Consider the following 19,503-nt stretch of genomic DNA (forward strand, 5'->3'; position numbering starts at 1 on the left):
GTTCTCCGGCATCTCTCACGCTGGTCTCGCCAGTACGGACTGTAGCTGTGGAAGAAGTGGTTATGAAGCGACCAGCTCAGATACGGCCGACTTCGTCGACGCCGACGCTCTCGACGCCTTCGACGCCGCTGAAGGCCTCTTCGACCGCTTCCGTGCCACCAGCGTCGTCGGGGACGATGACGGTCGGGAAGAGCGCGACGAGACCGAACGCGACGTCCTCACGGTCGACGCGGTTGATCTTGGCGCCCTCCGGCAGGGAGTCCTCGAGACGGTCCTGGAGCGCGTCCAGGTCGACGTCCGGGCTGTTCGGCATGACCTTCATGCGGGCTGCGACCTTTCCCATGTTTACGGCCCCTCGAACTGGCAGTTCGGACAGTTGTACAGGTTGCTCTGCTTGCGGCACTTCGCGCAGCGGTAAATCTGCTGCCCGCAGTCAGGGCACTTGAAGGCGGCCGCGTTCGTCCCGGAGATGTTGATCCCACAGGAGACGCACTTGCGTCGTGCGCGCTGTTCGGATTCGCTCATATCGTGGCTTTCCGGCCGGTCGGTTTTAACGATTGTCTTTCGCTCACGTCGCCAGGGGGACGAGCAACACACCCATGCAGTAGACGCGCCGGGTCCCCAGCCGCGTCGGGACGAGCCCGACGCCCGTCGCCGCGACGAACGCGACCAGTCCCAGAAGACCCGCGAACAGCCACGACAGCGAGACGAGCAGACAGAGAGCGCCCGCCGATAGTCGCCACGGGTCGAGTCGTCCGACGACTGCGAGGTACCGCTCTCCGACCGTCACCACCAGTGCCGCGGCAAGCGCCCCGGCGACCACGACCGCTGCCAGTGCAACACCGAGCGACGGCGGCCCCCCGACCCGGTCGACCGCCACCAGCACACCGCTCCGTGGCGTCCCGAGCGCCACGAGCGCGAACAGCCCGAACACCGCGTTCGCCGTGTTCACCCCGCTGGTCGCCACGACGTAGCTCCTGTCGCCCGCGTCGCTGGGGAGCGCCGCCAGTGCCGCCGTCGCCGCGATGGCGGACGAGACGCCCGGAAGGTAGCCCACGGCGCCGCCGGCCAGCGTTCCGGCACCAGTCGAGACCGCGACGCGTCCGCGGCTGGTACAGAGCTGCGCGTCGTCCTGCGGCGGAACTCCCTCCCCCGAGAGTGCGTCCAGCAACACGGGCGCACCGAACAGCCCCGCGAACAGCGGCGTCAGGATGCTCGCAGGGAGTGGAGCCGCCGGTTCGAGTGGCAGCGTCACGACGCCGAGCCAGCCCGAGAGTGCGAGGACGACGACGCCACCGATTCGCGCCCGCCACGACGGTTCGATGGCCAGCGTGAGCAGGACGATGCCGAACAGGACGAGTGGCAGGTTCCCCCGAACCGTCGGGTACGCAGCCGTCATCATCCTCGTCGCCGGAACCGCTACCGGAATCGAGAGTGCGAGCGCTCCGAGACTCCCCAACGCCGACAGCAGGAGCGCCTCCCGTCCCCGGCCGGCCATCACCAGCCGATGGCCGGGCAGGGCCGTCACCGCCATCGCCGCGTCCGGTACCCCGAGCGCGAGCGCGGGGACCACGTCGAGGAACGTGTGGGTCACGCCCGCGGCGAGCATCGCGCTGACGACGCAGGTCGGCGGCGCCGGAACCGCTGGTGCCGCGGCTGCGAGCAAGAGTGCGAAGTTGTTCGCGTGGAGCCCGGGCGTCAGTCCGCTCGCCGTCCCGAGGGCGACCCCAGCGAGGACCGAGACGAGCACGAGGAGACTCCAGTCGTCGACGACCATCGCCCCTCTTGGCCGCCCGTTCGTACAAGAACTGTCGGGTGAGAAATCTAGATCCCACCGCCTCCGTCCGCCACCGAAATCTCGGCCTCTGCTCGACGCTCGTGGTCACTCTTCTCGTTTCCACGGTCGTCGTTGCGGGTCGTCGATTCGCGCTCCTTCTGGTTCGCTCCCTTCTGCGAGCGCATCGCGAGTACGACGACGAACGACGAGACGAGCAGCAGGGCTGCACCGGGAAGGAGTGCACCCGTCGCGAGGGCACCGACACCGAGCAGGGCAGCGGCGAGGGCTGCAGCACCGTACCCATCGAGTTCAGGGGATGGCAGTCACACGAGCGGCTCCTCACCAGACGGCGAAGTATCCTATCATTATATTGACAGTAACGGGGATGCGAACGAGCGACGGCGTCGCCACTCCGGGAGTGACGCGCGAAAGAATGTGTGTTTCGTGGGTACGGCGAGTTCAGCCGAAGAGGTTGCCCAGGCCCTCGCCCGAGGCTTCCTCTTCCTCGTCGTCGTCGTCGTCGTCGGCCGTGTCCGGCACGTCCGAGACCTCTTCTTCCTCGTCCTCGCCACCCTCGTCGGCACCGCCCGAGGCGCCACCAGCGGCCGCGCCGCCCGCGGGGACGGCGGCGGCCTCTGCGACGGCCTCCTCGATGTCGACGTCCTCGAGTGCGGCGACGAGCGCCTTCACTCGGGACTCCTCCACGTCGACGCCTGCGGCGTCGAGCACGGCGGTCAGGTTGTCTTCGTTGATCTCCTCGCCCGATTCGTTCAGGATGAGTGCTGCGTAAACGTACTCCATTGTAAGTTATCCGAACATGTTGCCGAGGCCCGCTGCGCCGTCGTCTTCGCCGTCGGCGTCGTCGGCGTCGTCTTCGTCCGCGGCGTCTGCGGTCTCGGTAGTGTCTTGGTCGTCAGTCGATTCGTCGTCGGAAGTCTCCTCAGCCGAGGCAGCGGGCGCCGAAACGCCGCGCAGTTCCTCGGGCAGAGCCTCCTCGTCCTCGATGTTGGCCGCGAGCGCGCGAAGCTGCGCGTCGGCCTTCCGGATGAGGTCGTCCGCGAGGTCCGGGCTCTCGATCGCTGCGTAGAGACCGAGGCTCTTGGCCTCGCCCGTCGCCTTGGCGATGAGCAGGTTGGCCGTCTGAGCCGTCGGGTACGCTGCGTTGACCGAGAGGTTCCGGGCCTGTGCCGCCGCAGCCTGCACGTCGCTGCGGTAGGCGTCCACGTCGATGTCGAGGTCTTCGGGGTCGAACAGGACTCCCTCACTGTAGACGGAGCGCAGGTCGAGACCCACTTCCTTCGGCTCGATGCCGAGTTCGCTCAGGACGTTGGCGAGCTGTTCGGAGACTTCTTCGCCAGCGTCGAGAACGTGCGAGTCCTCGGTGACCTGGATGGACCCGTCCATGATGCGGGCCTGTGCACCGACCTGCTGGAGTTCGCCGACGAACGGACCCGGGTCGACACCGGTGTCGCCCTCGGGAATCACGATGTCGTTCGGCGCGATCTCCCCAGCGTTGATGGGTGCAGGCGTCTTGGACGCCTCCAGCTTCTTGAACAGCGCGAACGGGTTGCTGTCCGTCGCGATCAGACCGACCTGGCCCTCGAGCTCCTCGGTGAGGACCTCGATGCCGTCGTCGACCTGCTCGAGCGCTCGGGTCAGCAGCGTGTTGCGGCTCATCCGGAGCACGGTGTCCGGGTAGAGCTCGGCGCGCATCGCCTGGAGCTGTCGGCTCGGGATGCCGGTCACGCCGACGACGCCGATAGAGTCGTAGGACTCGATGAGGTCGACGAGCTCGTCGACCTCCTCCTTCTTCCACTGCGGAAGGTTCTCGGTCTTGCGCTCTGCCTGTTGTGCGCTCATGCGTTCACCTCCACGGAGGGACCCATCGTCGTCTTCACGTAGATGGAGTCGACGTTGAGCGGTCCCTTCTCGAGGTTGGCGTGCAGCCGGCGGATGATGACGTCGATGTTGTCGGCGATGTCGTCCGCACTCATGTCTTCTGCACCGACACGGGTGTGGAACGTGCGCCGGTCACGGCTCCGGAGCTGCACAGTGTTCTTCATACGGTTCACCGTCTCAACAACGTCTTCGTCGAGGCCGAGCGGAGTCGGCATCTTACCGCGCGGACCGAGTATGGTACCGAGGTGACGAGCGACGTCTTGCATCATGTTCTCCTGTGCGATGAAGAAGTCGGTCTCGTCGGCGAGGTCCTTTGCACGGTCGTCGTCGTCGCCCAGATCGGCCAGTTCGGAGCCGCTGAATACTTCGTCAGCGACATCCTCTGCACGAAGGCCTGTCTCGCCTTCGGCGAAGACCACGATTTGGGTCTCCTGACCGGTTCCGGACGGCAGGACGACGGACTCGTCGACACGTTGCGACGGATCGTTGAGGTCGAGGTCGCGCAGGTTGATTGCGAGGTCTACCGTTTCGCGGAAGTTCCGCTCAGGTGCCTCATCTAGTGCGCGAGAGACTGCGTCTACTATTTCCTGGTCTGCCATCGTTCACCTCCGTAGTACGCGTAGTGCTCCTACGGGTCAGTGAAACAGGCAAAAGCCTGTCTCGTTCGGTCGGTGGCCCAGCGTGGACTTAAAGCCGTCGAACCGGAGATGGGTTGGGGAGCCCTCACATCGGCCCGTGAGACGGTCCTCGCGAGGGACCGACGGCGGCGCTCATCACGGTGCGTCGCTTCTCCGACTTCCGAACGGTTCCGGCGAGAGCCACGGCTGGGAGACGGGATGAAGAAGTGGTAGAACGGCGACGACCGAGATTATTCGTCGTCGAACTGGTCGTCGTACTCGCCGGCGTCGAGCTTCTCCTTGAACTCGCGGGGGTCGTTCCCCTCGATGGTGACACCGAGCGAGGTGCAGGTCCCGACAACCTCCTTCGCGGCGTTCTTGAGGTCGTACGAGAGCAGGTCCGACTGCTTCTGTGCGGCGACCTTCTTCACCTGGTCGACCGTCATATCGGCGACGAAGTTCTTCTGGGGTTCGCCGCTGCCGGTCTCGAAGCCGACCTCGTCCTTGATGAGGGCGGCCGTCGGCGGGACACCGACGTCGATGGTGAAGCTGCCGTCGTCCTCGTACTCGACGGTGACGGGGACTTCCATCCCGTCGAATGCAGCGGTCTGTTCGTTGATCTCGTTGACGACTTCCTGCACGTCTACAGGTGTCGGACCGAGCTCGGGGCCGAGCGGCGGGCCAGGGTTGGCCTTGCCACCCGGGACGAGCGCTTCGATAGTTCCAGCCATATGTGACAGGTGCCTCGCGGCGTTTTTAACGCTTACTTTTCGTGAGGACGAGTCCGGCCGGCCCCCAAACGTCGTGCAGCAGGGTCGCCATCCGTCACGTGGCGTCGCCGTCGGGCACATCGGCCGGCGAGTCGACCGCATCGGTGCGCCAGTCGGCGAACGAGGGCAGCACGAACGACTCCTCGAAGCGTTCGATGCAGGGGACGTCGTACGGATGCAACGATTCGATGCGCTCGACGAGCGCCTCGCAGGCCTCGTCGGTGGTCTTCACGAGCAGTATCACCTCGTCGTCGTCGACGACTTCACCCTTCCAGCGGTAGGTCGACCGGCAGCGCACGCGGTTGACGCAGGCCGCGAGCTGCTCCTCGACGAGCGTCGTCGCGAGTTCACTGGCGGCATCCGGCGGGGCGGTGACGTAGAGGGTGGGCATGGGCGCACGGTCGCCGGCGACGGAGAAAAGCGTACTCCCGCCGGCGCCGTCACAGCGTCACTCCTCGCAATCGCGGCGTCACTCCTCGCAATCGCGGCGTCACTCCTCGTCGTCCGGCTCCGTCCCGGCCTTCCGTTCCGGTCCCGACTCGTCGCGCGCGGTCCGCGTGACGGCCCTTACCTCGACCGACTTGTCTGCAGCCTCGGCGGCTGCAGCTTCCTGCAATCCACGAGCCACACCGTCTGCGACGACCTTGTACGTGAGGCCCACCAGCCCACTGAGCGAGATGACGGCGCCGACGACGATGAGGATGAAACCCAGGACGGGTGCGATGTCGCGGACGAACAGCACTGCGCCGAAGAACGTCGGCACGCCGCCGACGAACACGACTGCGGCGACGCGCTCAACCAGCGACAGTCCATACTCGAACGCCTCGTCGGGTGCGACCCTGTCCATACCTCGGCTGAAGGTTGGGGGTCAGAAGAATCTTCGTGACGAGCGACGGTCGTCGTGCTACTCGTCATCGCGTCTTCGATGGTCTCCGACCAGCACGCTACTTCGGGGGGGAAAGGAACCTGCTGTCACTACTCTTCGATGGGGCTGAACGTCCCATCGATGTTCCACTCGTGGATGCAGTGCGGGTTCCCGACCGCGTCCTCCGTGATACGCCACGCTTCCACCTCGTCGTTCCACCGCTCTTTCCTGTCGCACCGCTCACACTCGCGGGCGGTCGGCTTCCGGAGCTTCGTCATGCGGTATACTGGGAGCCGAGGGAATATAATGCCTCATCCTCATGGTGGCGGCGTCCGTACCATGTTGTGTGGTGGCGGCGACCACGGAAGACGGTTTCCGGCCGTGGCCTCGACGCGCCACGACCGACCAACTACGATGACTCCACGAATCACCAGCCAGTTACTGCTCGAGACGGCAGCGTTCACGGACGGCGATGCGATACCCGCGACGTACACCTGCGACGGGGAGGACGAATCCCCTGAGTTCGCCATCGGGCGCGTTCCACCGGGGACGGAGACACTCGCGTTCGTCGTGGACGACCCGGACGCACCAAGCGGGACGTTCGTACACTGGCTGCTGTGGAACGTCCCGGCGGACACCATCCGGCTGCCACGGGGCGTGAAACTGGGGCAGACGGTCTACGAACTCCGTGGCGCACGACAGGGGTCGAACGGCTTCGGGACCGTCGGCTACCGCGGCCCGTGTCCGCCGGTCGCGCACGGCCCACACACGTACCGGTTCACCCTGTACGCCTGCGACAGAGAACTCGACGTGCCGGCGGGTGCATCCATCAACGACCTCAGACCAGCCATCGAGGCCGCACAGCTCGATTCGGCCCGACTGACCGGAACCTACGAGCGCCACTAACCCGGCCACTGGTCTACTTTTCGCACAGTGGGGACACCCCACACATCGGTACATCCAAGACGGCACCGGGCGTTGCCCCGACTGTCATGATTAAACTGGTGAACCTGCTGGTTCGCAGAGACGGAATGAGCCACGAGGAGTTCCAGGAGTACTGGTACGAGGAGCACGTCCCGCTCGCGAAGGACCTGCCGAAGGCCCGCAAGTACGTCACCAGCGTCCCGGTCGACCCGACCCGTGCCGAGTACGACGGCATGGTCGAGCTGTACTTTGACTCCATGGGCGACCTGAAGGAGGCGTTCGACTCCGAGGTCGGTGAGGAGGTCATGGCCGACCTGCAGAACTTCGCCGACCCCGACGCCGGCCCGACGATGTACGTCGAGGAGACGGTACAGCACGACGAGGACGCATGAAGACGGCGGAGAGAGTCGTCGACGGACTCGCCGCGCTCGACACCGAGTTCGTCTTCGGCTATCCCGGCGGCCGCGTCATCGAGGTGTTCGAGGAGCTCGCCGACCACCCCGAGATACAGATCGTTCGCCCGCGCGACGAGCGCGAGGCCAGCGTCATGGCCGAATCCTACGGTCGGATGACCGGAAAACCGGGCGTCCTCGCCGGCCAGGGCCCGTGGATCGGCAGTCTCGGAAACATCGGCCAGATGGAGGCGCGGCTCGCCTCTTCTCCGATGGTCGCACTCACGGAAGCGTCCGAGCGCGGTGACTACTCGACGCTCGCACCGTATCAGCAGTCCCGCGGCGACTACGGCGGCCTCTCGCTCCCGAAGATACTCGACGGCGTCACCAAAGAGTGGTGGTTCCCGCGCACGCCCACGGAGACCGTCCGCTCCGTCCAGCTCGCGTTCAAGCACGCCACAGCCGGCCGCCCCGGCCCCACCGCTGTCATCCTCGACGGCGACGCGATCTCGGACGAGTACCCCGAGGACGCGACGCCGAAGGTGTGGGACGAGGTCGACCAGGTGAAGAACTGGGAGTCGCAGCCGACGAACCGCGACCTCGATGATGCCGTCGAGGCGCTCCAGACGGCTGACCGACCCGTCATCCTCGCCGGCAACGGCGTCCACGCCGCGAACGCGTACGACGAACTCGTCGCGGCCGCCGAGGCCTACGACGCGGTCGTCGCCACCTCTTACCTCGGGAAGTCGACCATCCCGGAGACCCACGAACGAGCCGCCGGCGTCATCGGGTCGTTCGGCCACGAGGGCGCGAACCAGGTCGTGAGCGAGGCGGACACGCTGCTCGTCGTCGGCTGCCGGATGAACCCGATGGACACCAACTGGCAGGCCGAGGACTTCATCCGACCCGACGAACAGACCATCGTCCACGCCGACATCGACACCCGCAACGCGGGCTGGGTCTACCCCGCCGACGTGGGCCTCATCGGCGACGCCGCCGAGTCGCTCGCCGCGCTCGCGATGGCCGGCGGCGCGACCAACGACTGGGCGCTCGACCGGGCCGCCGAGGCACGCGAGGACTTCTCCGCGCCGGAGTGCGAGTCCGATTCCGTCCCCATCAAGCCACAGCGCGCCTGCAAGGCCATCGAGCAGGTCGTCGATTCGGACACGGTCGTCACAGCAGACTCCGGGAACAACCGCTTCTGGCTGCTCAACTACCTCCAGACGCCCGACACGGAGACCTACTACGGCTCCGGCGGCGTCGGCGGGATGGGCTGGGCGGCACCCGCTGCGGTCACGGCCGCACTGCTCGGAAAGGACGCAATCTGCGTCGCCGGCGACGGCGGCTTCACGATGACGATGACGGCCGTCGAGACCGCCGTCGACCACGACGTCGCCCCGACGTTCGTCGTCCTCAACGACACGAGTCTGGGCATGGTCCGCCAGATGGACGACTCCATCCCCGGCGTCGAATTCCACGACACCGACTTCGTCAAAGTCGCGCAGGCGCTCGGCGGCGACGGCCAGCGAATCACCGAGCCCGGCGACCTCGTTCCCGCACTCGAGGACGCGAAGGCGAGCGACGTTCCGACCGTCCTCGACGTCCGTATCGACCGCGACGAGGACATGGCCGAGACGCTCCAGTCCTCGTTCTACGCACAGGTCGGCGGCCTGCACGAGTAGGCACCGACCGTGTTCCGGATGGTCGTCGGGGGGTTCTTCGTGCTGTTCGGCATGAGCTGGCTCGTCGGCTGGGCGGCCGCGCCGCCCGCGCCGTACGACCCGGTCCTCACGGTCGGTCCGGCTGGCGTCGCCTTCGACGGCTTCGGCGGTTCGGTTCCTGGGCTCGCCGCGCTTCTCGGGATGGGGCCGGTCGCTATCGGCGTCGTGCTGTTCGTGACGGGCTGGGTGGAGTCGACGGCGAACCGATTATGACGTCGGGTCCCGACCCGTTTCGTTCCGCGATTCACGTCTCCTGAGCAACCAGACCACGACCACCATCGGGACCCCCGCGACCGCCGCCGTCCCGAGCACGACCAGCCAGTCGACGACGCCGAGCGGGACGACGTGGAACGCCTCCTGAAGCGGCCGAACAGAGAGTACCGCGAGCTGGAGTATCATCGACCCCGCTACCGCGACGACGAGCCAGGGGTTCCACTCGGTGTGGCCGGGTATCCAGCGGACCGCGAACAGCTTGACGAACTCGACGACGACGAAGGTGGTGAACACCATCGTGACGACGTACTCGCTCGTGCTGTCGGCGAAGCCGTTTCCGAGGGTGCTCGCGGCGAACGCGGGTAGCCCCGACCCGTCGCCCGACAGCAACCACGCCGTCAGCGCGAGCATCACGACGCTGGTCGAGAGCCCGATACCGAGGATCGCGCGTTTCATCTCCCCATCCAGGATTCCCTCATCGCGGTCTCGCGGTGGTCGGTCCATCACGTCACCGCTCTCGGGGTCGACGCCGAGGGCGACCGCCGGCAGGCCGTCGGTGAGCAGGTTTATCCAGAGCAGCTGTGCCGGCGGCAGAACGAGGTAGCCGAACAGCGACGCGACGAAGACGAGTACCACCTCCGCGAGGTTCGCGGAGAGGAGGTAGGCGACGAACTTCCAGACGTTGTCGAAGATGGTCCGGCCGTTCCTGATGGCCGCGGTGATGGTCGCGTAGTTGTCGTCGAGCAGGACGAGGTCCGACGCCTGTTTGGCCACCTCGGTCCCGCGCTGCCCCATCGAGATACCTACGTCCGCGTGCTTCAGTGCCGGCGCGTCGTTCACGCCGTCACCGGTCATGGCGACGGTGTGCCCGTTCTCCTGCAGCGCCCGGCAGATGTCGACCTTGTGCGTCGGGAGGACGCGGGCGAAGACGTCGTGTGTCTCGACGACCCGCCGGAGCGCGCGCTCGTCCATCCCCTCGAGGTCGGAGCCGGTCACGACGTCGCCGCCGAGGCCGACCTGCGCGCCGATGACGCTGGCCGTCCGGCGGTCGTCCCCCGTGATGAGCTTCACGTCGATTCCCGCCGCCCTGGTCCGGGCGATGGCATCGGCGACCTCCTCGCGGGGCGGGTCCTGCATGCCCTGGACGCCGACGAAGACGAGGTCGGATTCCGGGTCGGATGGGTCGCCGTAGGCGAAGCCGAGCACCCGCAGGGCGTCGTCCGCGAAGTCGTCGACCCGGGAGCGAATACGGGCGCGAGCCGCGTCGTCGAGGTCGACCGGTCCCGACGCCGTGAGAAGTCGCGTCGACCGTTCGAGCACGGTCTCCGGTGCGCCCTTGACGAAGCTGTGGTCGTCGTGGACGGTCGCCATCCGGCGACGCTCCGAGGAGAACGGGTGTTCCGAGCGGCGGGGTCTGGCCTCTCTGGCCGTGTTCGGGTCGACCCCCGCCGCGGCCGCCGCCTCGACGAGCGCCACCTCGGTCGGGTCGCCGTGGTCGTGGGTCGCGTCGTTACAGACGGCACCGATCTCGAACAGCCGCCTCGCCACCTCGTCGTCGGCCTCGACGGCACCCGGTTCGAACTCCCGACCGTCCGCCCACGCCCGCGTGACGGTCATCTTTCCCTTCGTGACCGTCCCCGTCTTGTCGGTCGCCACGACGTCGACCGAGCCGAGGGACTCCACCGCCGGGAGCCGCCGAACCAGCGCGTTCTGGTCGGCCATCCGCCTGACGCCAAGCGCCAGCGTGAGCGTGACGACCGCCGGCAGGCCCTCGGGGACGGCGGCGACGGCGAGCGAGATGGCCGTCAGCGCTGCCCGGACCAGCTCTGCACCCCCCGCGACGAGTACTACGCCGACCACGGTGGCGAGCCCGAGGACGGCCACGCCGATGGTTCGACCGAACGCGTCGAGGTCGGTCTGGAGCGGCGTCTGGCCGGCGTCGACCGTCCCGAGCTCCGCCGCTATCTCTCCGACCTGCGTCTCCATCCCGGTCGCGTAGACGACAGCCCGACCCGACCCGCGGACGACCGTCGTCTGCTTGAAGACGAGGTCCTCCCGTTCGGTGACGATGCCCTCTGCAGGGTGGCCGTCGGTGGGGTGGCTGTCAGCAAGTTGGCCGTCGGCGGGCCGACCGTCGGCCGGTTCCTTCGACACCGGCACACTCTCGCCCGTGAGTGCTGCCTCGTCGACGGCGAGGTCACTGGAGGTGACCAGCTCGGCGTCGGCCGGGACCGCGTCCCCGGCGGTGAGGACCAGCACGTCACCCGGGACGACCTCGGTCGCGGGAATCGTCCGCGGCTCGCCGTCGCGGAGGACCGTCGCGGTCGGAGCGGCGAGCTCCCGAAGGGCTCGCAGGCTCGACTCGGCACGGTAGTCCTGTGCGAAGCCGAACAGTCCGTTCGCGACGACGATAGCCATGATGAGGGCGGCGTCGACGGGGTCGCCGACGAACGCGGCGACGAGAGCGGCGGCGACCAGTACCCAGATGAGGACGCTCCTGAACTGGTCGAGGAGGATGTCGACCGGTCCGCGCCGCTCGCCCTCGACGAACTCGTTCGGCCCGTATTCTTCGAGTCGACGCGCTGCCTCGGCTGCCGACAGCCCGGGCTCGTCGGTCTCGGAATCGTCGACGAGCGATGAACCCGACGTGCTGGCGGGGTCGTCGTGTCTCTCCACTGATACCGACTTCGACTGTCGACGACATTATAGTACGTGGTGGACGAGGTCTTCAGCGGCAGAACGGACCGGCGAACGTCCGGACGATCCCCGTGAGCAGGTTCGAGAGCCTGTAGCGCAGGCCCTCTCTCGGTGTGTCGACCGTCTGGAACGTCGCCAGTTCCTCTGACGGAACGCGCACGACGGTCCCCGTGTTCTGTCGGCGGCCATCGACGTCGGTCACTCGGAGCAAAGTCGCCCCGCCGGTCGACGGGCGTCCGACGACCGGTAGATACCTGGCTCACCGTCGAACGAATCCGGGGGTCGAGCGTGGTCGGAGGGAGCGAGCACAGTCACGGCTCGGACGAACGAGGGGGAGAGCCTGCCGATTTCTCCCGAGACACCTGTCTCGCCGGCGAGTCCTGCTCGGTCGCGATGGTCGGGAGGGTGGACCGTCCCTGCGGGGCGGTGACACGACTCGTTACGCGAAGCTTTTTGCGGATACTGGCAGATGTTGCGGACGATGACAGACAGCACGGTACTCGTCACTGGTGGAACGGGATTCATCGGCTCGTACGTCGCGAAGGACCTCGTCGACCACGGCCACGACGTGGTCGCCTACGACCTCTCGACCGACCCGCGCATCCTCGAGAAGCTCGGCATCGCCGAGGACGTGGAGATCCGCCGCGGCGACGTCAGCGACGCCACGGACGTGTTCCGCGCGGTCAAAGAGACCGGCACGACCCACATCGTCCACCTCGCTGCCCTCCTCACGAACACGGCCCGTGACAACCCCCGCGCCGCGATGCGGGTCAACATCGAGGGAACGAACAACATCTTCGAGGCGGCACGCGCACTCGATGACCAGGTCGAACGCGTCGCCTGGGCCTCCTCCGCCGCGGTCTACGCCCCGCCGCACAACTACGACGACGGGAGTGACTGGTGGGTCACCGAGGACGACCTGGTCTACCCCGACACCCTCTATGGCGCGACGAAGGAGTACAACGAGCACCAGGCTCGCGTCTACTACGAGGACCACGGCGTCTCCCACGTCGCCATCCGTCCGACCGTGGCCTACGGCCCCTACCGCGAGACCGGTGGCTCGGCGTTCCTCGCGAACATCATCGAGAAGCCGGCCGTCGGCGAGGCGTTCTCGGTCGAGTACGGCGACCAGGAGATCGACTGGCAGCACGTCGAGGACATCGCGCAGGCGTTCCGTCTCGCCGCGTTCACGCCGGACGACGACCTCAGCCAGCGCGTCTACAACGTCCGCGGCGAACTCGCGACCATCCGTGAAGCCGCAGAGACGGTCCAGAAGATCGTCCCCGACGCCGACATCGAGGTCTCCGACGAGGGCGAACTGCCGTGGACCCAACGTCTCGACATGACGAAGTTCCAGGAGGACACCGGCTACGAGGTCCAGTACGACCTCGAGTCCGGCTTCCGCAAGTACATCGACGTGCTCCGCGAGGAAGCCGGCATGGACCCGCTCTGAGCGGTCCCGTTCCGAAGAGATCGCCCATTATTCTTAGATAACCGACATAAGCACCAAGACCCATGCCCAACAACCGGTGGCTGATACTTCCACATGGTGGCTGGATTCGACATCGGGACGGCGGTGGTGACGGCGGCGCATTCTGCTGACGAGTTCGACTCGCTCCCCTCGCTGGTGACACCGACCGACGCGGACGACCTCGTTGCGGCAGGCTTCGACCCCGACGACCTGCTCGCACTCGAACGACGCGGTACGGTCTACGTCCTCGGGACCGACGCAGAGACCGTCGCCGCGGAACTCGACGCGACGGCTGAACCGCTTTTCGAACACGACGTGCTGGTTCCACACCAGTACGACCGGGTCTTCCTCTCCGAACTCGCAAGCGCCGCGCTCGGCGACCCATCCCACACTGGACAGGTCTGCTACACGACGCCGGGTCGGGTCCGGGACCGAGACCTCCCAACCGAAGCCCACCGCGAGACGGTCGCGGCAGCGCTCTCGAAGGCGGGCTACGATGCGACCCCGATTTCGGCCGGACTCGCTGTCCTCTACGACCAGCTCGACGGCGGTGCCTACACCGGCCTCGGCGTCGCGGTGCGGGAGGCCACGACCAGCGTGTGTCTCGCCTACTACGGCGTTCCCGTCCTCTCGTTCTCGCTCCCGAGCGGACTGGACTGGGTGGTCGAGACAGCCTCGGCCGACGCTGGCGAGTCCACCGAGATCGTCCGGAACGAACTCCCGACGTTCGCGCTCGACCTCGACGTCAGTTCGTCGGGCGTCGAAGGTGCGCTTGCGACCGCCTACAACGACCTCGCGGGGAAGGTCGTCGACGCCCTCAGGGCAGAGGCCGACGACGCGGACCTCCAGACCGGCGTCTCCGCGCCGGTCGTCCTCGCGGGAGCCGGCAGCGTCCCCGGGTTCGAGATGCTCCTCGGTGGCCGTCTCGACCCGGTCCCGCTACCCTTCTCGGTCGCCAGCGTCCGGCGAGCCGCCGACCCCGCCAAAGCGGTCGCCCGGGGCGCGCTGGCTGCTGGCGTTGCCGGAATCGACGGCTACGAGGGCGTTTCGTGGGACGCCGAGGAGGAGGGGTCGGGCGACGACGGTTCCTCGAGCCAGACGACGCTCGCCACCTCGGCGTCCGCGAACGCGGCTGCGACCACCACGTCTCCCACGAGCGCGGACCGGTCCGCCGACACCGAGAACCGGGCCATCGACCAGTTGTTCGAGCGACTCGGCGACCGAGACGACGAGATAGCGGCGGTTCGCGCCGACCTCGAGACGCTCTCCACCTCGCTCGACGACCTCCGAGCCGAGAGCGCCCTCGTCGACGACCTCGCCGCCCTCTCGGACGAGGTGGAGTCCGTCGCGACGAGGCTCGACGACCTCGCGACGGCGGCCGCGACCGAGGAGACGGTCGAGGACCTGGGTGAGCGGGTCGGAGATATCCGTGCCGAACTCACCGCCCTCGACGAGCGGGCAGCCGACGCGGCAGCGCTGACCACTCTGGACGAACGGGTGGACGGCCTCGCGGCCACGGTGACCGACCTGCGGCAGTCCATCGACGACACGGCAGCCGAGCTCACGCGACTCGAAGGGTCCCTCGTAGGCACCGACGAACGGGTCGACGAGCTCGAGGACCTGAGCGAGTCACTCCGGGAAGAGACGGAATCACTCGGAGCGGACGTGGATTCCCTGAACGAAGCGACCGACTCTCTGGGCGACGACATAGAGTCGCTCAGAACGGAGACGGCAGCGGTTCGAGAGACGAACGAGTCTCTCGACGAGGCGGTCCGGTCGCTCCGAGGGGACCTCGACGACCGACTCGGGTCACTTCGCGAGGACTTCGACGACCACGTCTCGCACGCGGCAACGGTGGCCGACCTCGACTCGGTCTCCGAGGAGGTGGCGTCGGTGGAGGCCGACCAGGACTCTCTCCGCGCGGAGGTAACCGACCTCACTGACCAGACCGCCTCCGAGGAGTCGGTGGCCACCCTGGCGGCCGACGTCTCCACGGTCGAGACCGCAGTCGAGGACCTCTCGTCGACGGTCGAAGACCACCAGCGTGCGACCGACGAGCGGCTCGGCAACCTCGAGGACGTCACCGACGGGATGGACGAACTCGTCACAGCCGTGGCCGAGGTACAGACCAGTCTACGAGCCGTGGACTCCGAGGTTGCCGAGGTCGAGCTCCAACTGGAAGACCTGGACGCCGAACAGACCGCCCTCCGAGCCGACCTCGACGCGAACGAGTCGAGGCTGCAGACGCTCGAAGACGATGCGGCGACCGCAGCCGACCTCGATTCCCTCGCCAGCGACCTCTCCACCGTGAAGGGACGTCTCGAGACGCTCGGAGACGACCAGGCGTCCGCCGAGGACCTCTCGGCGCTTCGCGACGACCTACTGGAGCTCGATTCGGCCGTCGCGGACGTGCGTGAAGAGCTTGCCCGGACCGAGCGAGAGAGCGTCGACGCCGGGCGCGTGGACGAGTTGACCGAGACCGTCGCGAGAGTCGAGGCCGCACTGTCCACGACGGAGGAGACCGCGAGGGCAGCCCGGGAACTCGCCGAGGGGGTCGACGACTCGGCTATCGACCGGAGCGACCTCGATTCCCTCGCGGCCGATGTCCGTGAACTGGACGACCGGGTCACCGACCTCGTGGATACGGTTCACTCCACGAAGGACCTTGCCGACCTCTCGGACCGCCTGGATTCGCTCGAAGCCGACGTCGTCTCGCGCGACGAACTCGAATCGGTCCGGACGGGCGTCGAGAGACGCGACGAGGAGCTGGAGCGCGTGAGCGCACTCGACGACTCGGTATCGACACTCGCCGAGGAGGTCGACGCGCTCCGTTCGGCAACCGCGAGCGCGGAGACGGTCGAAGACCTGCGGACGGAGCTCGAGGCCGTCCGTCGGGAACGTCAGGATGGGACGGCTGTCGAGTCCGTCGCCACACAGCAGGGCGCAGGGCTCCGGGGTCGATTCGGCGCCGGGCTGGCGGGTGGTGGCCTCGTCGCTGGCGCCCTCGGCCTGGCACAGGGGGCGGGGATGGCGGCCGAGACCGTCGGTGCCGTCCTGTTCCTCCTCGGGCTCGTCCTCGGGGTCGTCGTCTACTGGCTCGACGGCGAACGCTCGCGGGCGAGTGCAGAATAGTAAGAAAACATATACCTATTCTCTCGGGAGAGAGACGTTACGAAGCTCGCCTCCACACTTCGGACACTCGTTCTCGGGCGTCATCTCTGTTCGGAGGCCGCAGCTCAGACATTCGTACTCTGTAGATGCTGTCATGATGACTATCGTAGGAGACCAGATGTGATAAGTGTTATCGTGGCCTTCACTGACGGGTGCCCTCGGCACCGGGAGGTACCCACCTCCGGTACCGGCGACTCGTTCTCACTCCTGCGTCTGGCTGTACTTCGCCACCCACTCCTTCAGGGTGATGCCCATCGCGGACTGGGTGATGGCGTTCGACGACGCCGAGTTGGCCGACTTTACTAGCTCGGCCTCGAGCGTTCGCTTCGGTACCTCGCCGAGGAAGTGCGGGATGGCCCGCTGGACGGTGAGAGGAACGCCGACTTCGTGGGCCAGCGCGTAGCCCGAGATGGAGTGTGGTATCTCCTCGCTGGCGTAGCGTTCGCGGTCCGGCTCGTCCAGCGTCTCGTCGTCGACGTAGTCGACGTACTCGTAGCACTTTCCCACGTCGTGGAGCAGACAGGCGGCCACGATGACGTCCACGTCGGGGTCGGCACCGTGAAACTCGCGCTGTATCTCGGCGGACTCGATGGCGATCTTCGTCACGCCGCGGACGTGCTCGACGTTCGTGACCTCGTGGATGTTCCAGGCGTACGGGATATCGGCGACGTCCCGCCAGCCACCGCGTTCGAGGCCGAGACACCACGCTTCGACGACCTGGTCGCGGAGCCCGTCGTCCTCGATGCGGTCGAGCTCGGGGAAGGCGTCCCGGACCTGCGCGTCGTAGTCCGGCGCGGCCATCTCAGTAGCCCTCGAGGTCGCCGACCTCGTTCTTCACGAGGCGCTCCTGGCCGATGAAGCGGGGCCGCTTCTCGATGGCGAGGAAGTTGTCGACGTCCTCGCGGGCCGCGGCTGCGACCTCGCGGGTCGGGTCGTAGTCGCGCGAGCCCTCGCTGCCGAGTGCTTCGTGCAGGTCGTCGAGCGTCTCGAAGTACAGCTCGGCGACGCCGTCGAACTCGGAGTTCTCCGGGTCCGAGGGGTAGACGGTCTGGTAGCGGACGACGCCCTCGATGTCCTTCGCGAGCGGCGAGTGGTTGTTCTCCCAGTAGTCGCGGAACTCCTCGTGGGTCATGCCGTCCTTGCGGACGAGGAACGCGGAGTGCTTGTACAGGCCGTCGGTGTCGCCGTCGACCTCGTCCTTCCAGACCTTCTCCTCGCCGATGAAGCGGGGTCGTTTCTCGATGGCGAGGAAGTTGTCGACGTCGGCTCGGGCCTTCGCGGCGACCTCTCGTGTCGGGTCGTAATCGCGCGAGCCCTCGCTGCCGAGCGCCTCGTGGAGGTCGTCGAGCGTCTCGAAGTACAGCTCGGCGAGCCCGTCGAACTCGGAGTTCTCCGGGTCGTTCGGGAGCACCGTCTGGTAGCGGACGACGCCTTCGATTTCACGTGCAATGGGGGTGTGCTGGTTCTGCCAGTAGTCCACGAACTCGTCGTGGCTCATCCCGTCTTTCCGGACGAGGAGGGCGACGTGTTTGTACATACGGGTCCCACGTCGACTGCCCTGGCAATAAAACCCAACGGACCGCTCGTCGCCCAGAACTGCCGTTTTCGCAAGACGTGGCGACGATGTGTCAAACAAACACACCGACTGAAACACTTAAATGCCGCGCATATGCGGGCGAACTGCTTTACGGGATTTTTAACAATCAACAATGCATGGCACGGGATACCAATAACCGCATAGTGGGTGCCGAATCTCACCGGTCGACCGGGGGGTCGCGCCGGACGTTCCTGAAGGCCGCAGCCGGGACGAGCACGGTAGCGCTCGCAGGCTGTCTGGGTAACATCGGTGGTGCTGGTGGCAGCACCGACAGCCTGACCTACGGCGTCGTCAGTCCGGTGACGGGAGCGTACAAGGGGCTCGGACCGAACCAGCGGAAGGGTGCGAAACTGGCCATCGAACAGCTCCAGAACGACGACTCGTTCGAGTTCGAGGTCGACGCCGTCTACAAGGACACCGGAACCGACTCCACACAGGGAACCAAGGAGGCGAAGGCGGCCGTCGAGAAGGACGGCGCGAACTTCCTCATGGGGGCTATCTCGTCCTCGGTCGCCATCGCGATGAACAAGCTGGCGAAAGACCAGCAGGTCATCTACAACCCGGGTGGGGCGGCGGTCCCGGTCACCGGGTCGGAGTGCAACGAGTACGTCTTCCGGGCCGAGACGAACACGGCGCAGGTCGCGGAGGCGGTCTCGGACTACACCGTCAACAACCTCGGGACGAAGGTCTGGTTCCACATCGCCGACTACGCCTACGGCACGTCGGTCCAGAACCGCGTCCAGAAGCGCATGGAGAAGTCGAGTGCGGACGTCGAGATCGTCGGCACGTCGAAGTCGGAACTCGGCGCGCGAAACTTCGACACGTACATCTCCGACATCAAGAACTCCGACGCGGAGGTCGTCGTCATCGGAATGACGGGCGGTGACCTCATCACCTTCGTCCAGCAGGCCAACGACAAGGGTCTCAAAGAGCAGGTGAACCTGATGGCCCCGACGATGACCTTCCAGGTCGTCCGCGGCGCGCTCGGCTCCGCGGCGTACGGGACCTACGGCGGTGTCCGATACGTCGCCGACCTCGACGTCGGGACGAACAAGTCGTTCGTCGACGCCTACATGAACAAGCACGACTCGCCACCGGACAACTTCGCCCGCGTCGGCTACCAGTCCATCATGATGACGGCTGAGGGCGTCAAGAAGGCGGGCTCGACGAACTCCGACGACGTCATCGACGCCCTGGCCGGCCTCGAGATGGACACCATCCTCGGCACGAACCAGTTCCGCGAGTGCGACCACCAGGCGCTCAACCCCACCTGGATGGCCGAGCTCGTCGAACCCAGTTCGGGCGAGATGGCCGACGTGAAGGTCCTGAAGAAGGTCGAGGGCAAGGACGCGATGATTCCCTGCTCCGAGACCGGCTGTTCGCTGTAAG

The 19,503-nt window shown here is 66.8% G+C and carries 22 protein-coding genes; 7 read left to right on the plus strand and 15 right to left on the minus strand.

All coding sequences use genetic code 11. The features are described 5' to 3' along the window. Window positions 1-76: 76 nt before the first annotated feature. From ACSC1Y_RS01155 to ACSC1Y_RS01200, 10 genes are all read right to left on the minus strand, one after another. Window positions 77-343 (minus strand): elongation factor 1-beta, encoded by a 267-nt coding sequence (locus ACSC1Y_RS01155; RefSeq protein WP_435332713.1) that lies wholly within the window; start codon window positions 341-343, stop codon window positions 77-79. A gap of 2 nt (window positions 344-345) precedes the next feature. Then, entirely contained in the window at window positions 346-525 is a 180-nt protein-coding gene (locus ACSC1Y_RS01160) for an HVO_2753 family zinc finger protein (protein WP_435332714.1), read from the minus strand. A 43-nt stretch (window positions 526-568) separates the two neighbouring features. Beyond that, the gene (locus tag ACSC1Y_RS01165) at window positions 569-1,777 is read right to left on the minus strand and encodes a tripartite tricarboxylate transporter permease (protein ID WP_435332715.1); all 1,209 of its coding nucleotides are present in this window, start codon (window positions 1,775-1,777) and stop codon (window positions 569-571) included. Window positions 1,778-2,236: 459 nt separating this feature from the next. Next, on the minus strand, window positions 2,237-2,578 hold the full coding sequence (gene rpl12p, locus ACSC1Y_RS01170) for a 50S ribosomal protein P1 (protein WP_435332716.1): 342 nt from the start codon (window positions 2,576-2,578) through the stop codon (window positions 2,237-2,239). Window positions 2,579-2,584: 6 nt separating this feature from the next. Next, window positions 2,585-3,637: a 50S ribosomal protein L10 gene (locus ACSC1Y_RS01175; protein ID WP_435332717.1), complete on the minus strand. Its 1,053-nt coding sequence runs from the start codon at window positions 3,635-3,637 to the stop codon at window positions 2,585-2,587. Continuing rightward, on the minus strand, window positions 3,634-4,275 hold the full coding sequence (locus tag ACSC1Y_RS01180; RefSeq protein ID WP_435332718.1) for a 50S ribosomal protein L1: 642 nt from the start codon (window positions 4,273-4,275) through the stop codon (window positions 3,634-3,636). The genes ACSC1Y_RS01175 and ACSC1Y_RS01180 overlap by 4 nt, the downstream gene beginning before the upstream one ends. A gap of 269 nt (window positions 4,276-4,544) precedes the next feature. Beyond that, entirely contained in the window at window positions 4,545-5,024 is a 480-nt protein-coding gene (locus ACSC1Y_RS01185) for a 50S ribosomal protein L11 (RefSeq protein ID WP_435332719.1), read from the minus strand. A 94-nt stretch (window positions 5,025-5,118) separates the two neighbouring features. Then, complete coding sequence (gene cutA, locus ACSC1Y_RS01190) at window positions 5,119-5,454, minus strand: divalent-cation tolerance protein CutA (RefSeq protein WP_435332720.1); 336 nt, start codon at window positions 5,452-5,454, stop codon at window positions 5,119-5,121. 99 nt (window positions 5,455-5,553) lie between these two features. Beyond that, window positions 5,554-5,910, minus strand: coding sequence for a hypothetical protein (locus ACSC1Y_RS01195; protein ID WP_435332721.1), 357 nt, complete (start codon window positions 5,908-5,910; stop codon window positions 5,554-5,556). A gap of 128 nt (window positions 5,911-6,038) precedes the next feature. Beyond that, entirely contained in the window at window positions 6,039-6,206 is a 168-nt protein-coding gene (locus tag ACSC1Y_RS01200) for an HEWD family protein (protein WP_435332722.1), read from the minus strand. A 136-nt stretch (window positions 6,207-6,342) separates the two neighbouring features. Here ACSC1Y_RS01200 and ACSC1Y_RS01205 point away from each other — a divergent pair, with 136 nt between their 5' ends. The 4 genes from ACSC1Y_RS01205 (at window position 6,343) to ACSC1Y_RS01220 (ending at window position 9,178) form a co-directional block, all read left to right on the plus strand. Continuing rightward, window positions 6,343-6,834, plus strand: coding sequence for a YbhB/YbcL family Raf kinase inhibitor-like protein (locus ACSC1Y_RS01205; RefSeq protein ID WP_435332723.1), 492 nt, complete (start codon window positions 6,343-6,345; stop codon window positions 6,832-6,834). A gap of 86 nt (window positions 6,835-6,920) precedes the next feature. Further along, window positions 6,921-7,244, plus strand: a complete 324-nt coding sequence (locus tag ACSC1Y_RS01210; protein ID WP_435332724.1) for an EthD family reductase — start codon at window positions 6,921-6,923, stop codon at window positions 7,242-7,244. Beyond that, the gene (locus tag ACSC1Y_RS01215; RefSeq protein WP_435332725.1) at window positions 7,241-8,926 is read left to right on the plus strand and encodes a thiamine pyrophosphate-binding protein; all 1,686 of its coding nucleotides are present in this window, start codon (window positions 7,241-7,243) and stop codon (window positions 8,924-8,926) included. The genes ACSC1Y_RS01210 and ACSC1Y_RS01215 overlap by 4 nt, the downstream gene beginning before the upstream one ends. An 18-nt stretch (window positions 8,927-8,944) precedes the next feature. Continuing rightward, window positions 8,945-9,178 (plus strand): hypothetical protein, encoded by a 234-nt coding sequence (locus ACSC1Y_RS01220; RefSeq protein WP_435332726.1) that lies wholly within the window; start codon window positions 8,945-8,947, stop codon window positions 9,176-9,178. On the opposite strand, the gene ACSC1Y_RS01225 is transcribed toward ACSC1Y_RS01220, so the two are convergent. Both ACSC1Y_RS01225 and ACSC1Y_RS01230 read right to left on the minus strand, forming a co-directional pair. Further along, window positions 9,173-11,854 (minus strand): cation-translocating P-type ATPase, encoded by a 2,682-nt coding sequence (locus ACSC1Y_RS01225; protein ID WP_435332727.1) that lies wholly within the window; start codon window positions 11,852-11,854, stop codon window positions 9,173-9,175. The genes ACSC1Y_RS01220 and ACSC1Y_RS01225 overlap by 6 nt on opposite strands. 52 nt (window positions 11,855-11,906) lie before the next feature. After that, entirely contained in the window at window positions 11,907-12,077 is a 171-nt protein-coding gene (locus ACSC1Y_RS01230) for a hypothetical protein (RefSeq protein WP_435332728.1), read from the minus strand. A 279-nt stretch (window positions 12,078-12,356) separates the two neighbouring features. On the opposite strand from ACSC1Y_RS01230, the gene ACSC1Y_RS01235 reads away from it, so the two are divergent. After that, the gene (locus ACSC1Y_RS01235) at window positions 12,357-13,328 is read left to right on the plus strand and encodes an NAD-dependent epimerase/dehydratase family protein (RefSeq protein ID WP_435332729.1); all 972 of its coding nucleotides are present in this window, start codon (window positions 12,357-12,359) and stop codon (window positions 13,326-13,328) included. A gap of 93 nt (window positions 13,329-13,421) precedes the next feature. Then, window positions 13,422-16,478, plus strand: a complete 3,057-nt coding sequence (locus ACSC1Y_RS01240) for a disk-shape morphogenesis protein volactin (protein ID WP_435332730.1) — start codon at window positions 13,422-13,424, stop codon at window positions 16,476-16,478. Between the two features lie 15 nt (window positions 16,479-16,493). On the opposite strand, the gene ACSC1Y_RS01245 is transcribed toward ACSC1Y_RS01240, so the two are convergent. From ACSC1Y_RS01245 to ACSC1Y_RS01255, 3 genes are all read right to left on the minus strand, one after another. Further along, window positions 16,494-16,613 (minus strand): rubrerythrin-like domain-containing protein, encoded by a 120-nt coding sequence (locus tag ACSC1Y_RS01245; RefSeq protein ID WP_435332731.1) that lies wholly within the window; start codon window positions 16,611-16,613, stop codon window positions 16,494-16,496. Window positions 16,614-16,718: 105 nt separating this feature from the next. After that, window positions 16,719-17,318, minus strand: coding sequence for an HD domain-containing protein (locus ACSC1Y_RS01250; protein ID WP_435332733.1), 600 nt, complete (start codon window positions 17,316-17,318; stop codon window positions 16,719-16,721). Window position 17,319: 1 nt separating this feature from the next. After that, a complete protein-coding gene (locus tag ACSC1Y_RS01255) occupies window positions 17,320-18,054 on the minus strand; it encodes an EthD domain-containing protein (protein ID WP_435332734.1) in 735 nt (244 codons plus the stop codon). 176 nt (window positions 18,055-18,230) lie between these two features. Here ACSC1Y_RS01255 and ACSC1Y_RS01260 point away from each other — a divergent pair, with 176 nt between their 5' ends. Then, the gene (locus ACSC1Y_RS01260; protein WP_435332735.1) at window positions 18,231-19,502 is read left to right on the plus strand and encodes a substrate-binding domain-containing protein; all 1,272 of its coding nucleotides are present in this window, start codon (window positions 18,231-18,233) and stop codon (window positions 19,500-19,502) included. Window position 19,503: the final 1 nt, after the last annotated feature.

It is taken from the genome of Haloarchaeobius lipolyticus, assembly GCF_051208015.1.
Lineage (GTDB): Archaea > Halobacteriota > Halobacteria > Halobacteriales > Natrialbaceae > Haloarchaeobius.